The sequence below is a fragment of the Protofrankia sp. CiP1_Cm_nod3 genome (assembly GCF_982290655.1).
The window spans coordinates 15790-17236 of sequence record NZ_CEVIVD010000082.1 but is presented as its reverse complement, the minus strand read 5'-3'; the positions used below and the strand labels follow the sequence as shown (position 1 = coordinate 17236).

Genomic DNA, 1447 nt, shown 5'->3' with positions numbered 1-1447 from the left:
AGGGGCGGCGGGCGGGATTCGCGCCGGCTCGCCGACGGAGCCGCCCGACGGAGCCGCCCGGAGGCGGGACCGGTCGAAGGCAGGACTGATTGAAGGCAGGGCAAGCCGGCGGCAGGGACCGGCGGCAGGGACCGGCGGCAGGGAGCGGCGCTGGCGGGAGCGGCGTGGCAGCGGATGTCGCGCGCTGTGCCGGGGAAGCGCCCGGGACATGCCCACCGGAACGGGCGGGGGGCCGCGGGACGGGCGGAGGAAACGGCGGTGGGGGACAGCGGTGAAACGGAACAGCATGGCCATCCGGACGGTGACGGCCGCCGCCGGGGCGCTCGCGGTGGCGCTGTCCGCCGGCGCATGCGGGGGAGGGCCCGCCGGTGGCCGGCGCGCCCAGTACGCCATCGGTTTCCAGGGGCCGCTGTCCGGCGCCGACCAGCGGTTCGGCCTCGACACGGCCAACGGCGCCCGGGCAGCGGTCGAACGGGCCAACAGCAGCGGGCGGCTCCCGTTCACCCTCCGCCTGGTGACGGCCGACGACTCCGGCGACGCGCGGCAGGCGCCCGGCGCCGCCCGCAGGCTCATCGACGATCCGGACGTCATCGCCGTGGTCGGGCCGCTGTCCTCGGACACCGCCGGGGCGAGCGAACCGCTCTACAGCCAGGCCGGCCTGCTGTCGGTGAGCCCGACCGCGACGGATCCGCGGCTGACCGGGCTCGGTTTCGTCAGCTTCTACCGTGTGGCCGCCTCCGACACCGCGCAGGCAACCGCCGCCGCCGACTACGCCGCGAAGGCGCTCAGATCCCGCAGGGTGTTCTCCCTGGACGACGGGAGCGTATACGGCACGGCGCTCTCCGGCGCCTTCGAGAAGGAGCTGCGGGCCCGGGGGGCGGCGGTCACGCACGATGCCGTCGAGTCCACGGGGAGCTATACCGCCGAGGCGGCGAAAATAATATCCGGGAAACCGGACACGGTGTTCTATGCCGGTCATCCCCAGGAGTTCGCGTCGCTGGCCGGGGCGCTGCGCGCCGGGGGGTTCACCGGGGCCGTCATGAGCGGCGACGGGCCGGCCGACGACCGGTTCGCCGCCGCGGCGGGCGCCGAGGGCGCCGAGGGCGCCTACCTGATCGGCCCGTGCGGCGGCCCCCCCGGTGACCCGCGGGCCGCCGGCTTCGTCGCGGACTACGGGCGGGTCACGGGCGGCGCGGAACCGGGCAGCTGCTCCGGGGAGGCGTACGACGCCACGACCGCGGTCGTCGAGGCGCTGCGCGCTCTCGGGCCGAGGGCCGGCCGGGAGGCGGTGACGCAGACGTTCGCCTCGGTCGACATCCAGGGCGTCACCAGGCGGGTCGCCTTCGCCCCGAGCGGTGACGCCGCCGATACCACCGTGTACGTCTACCAGGTCCGCGGCGGCCGGCGGCACCTGCTCGGAACCACCGCGGCGCTGACCGGGCCCTGA

1 protein-coding gene is annotated in these 1447 nt (G+C 76.2%); it reads left to right on the top strand.

The window, feature by feature from the left end; all coding sequences use genetic code 11:
* Positions 1-286 precede the first annotated feature (286 nt).
* A complete protein-coding gene (locus tag AC5LUJ_RS15780) occupies positions 287-1447 on the top strand; it encodes a branched-chain amino acid ABC transporter substrate-binding protein (protein ID WP_250286523.1) in 1161 nt (386 codons plus the stop codon).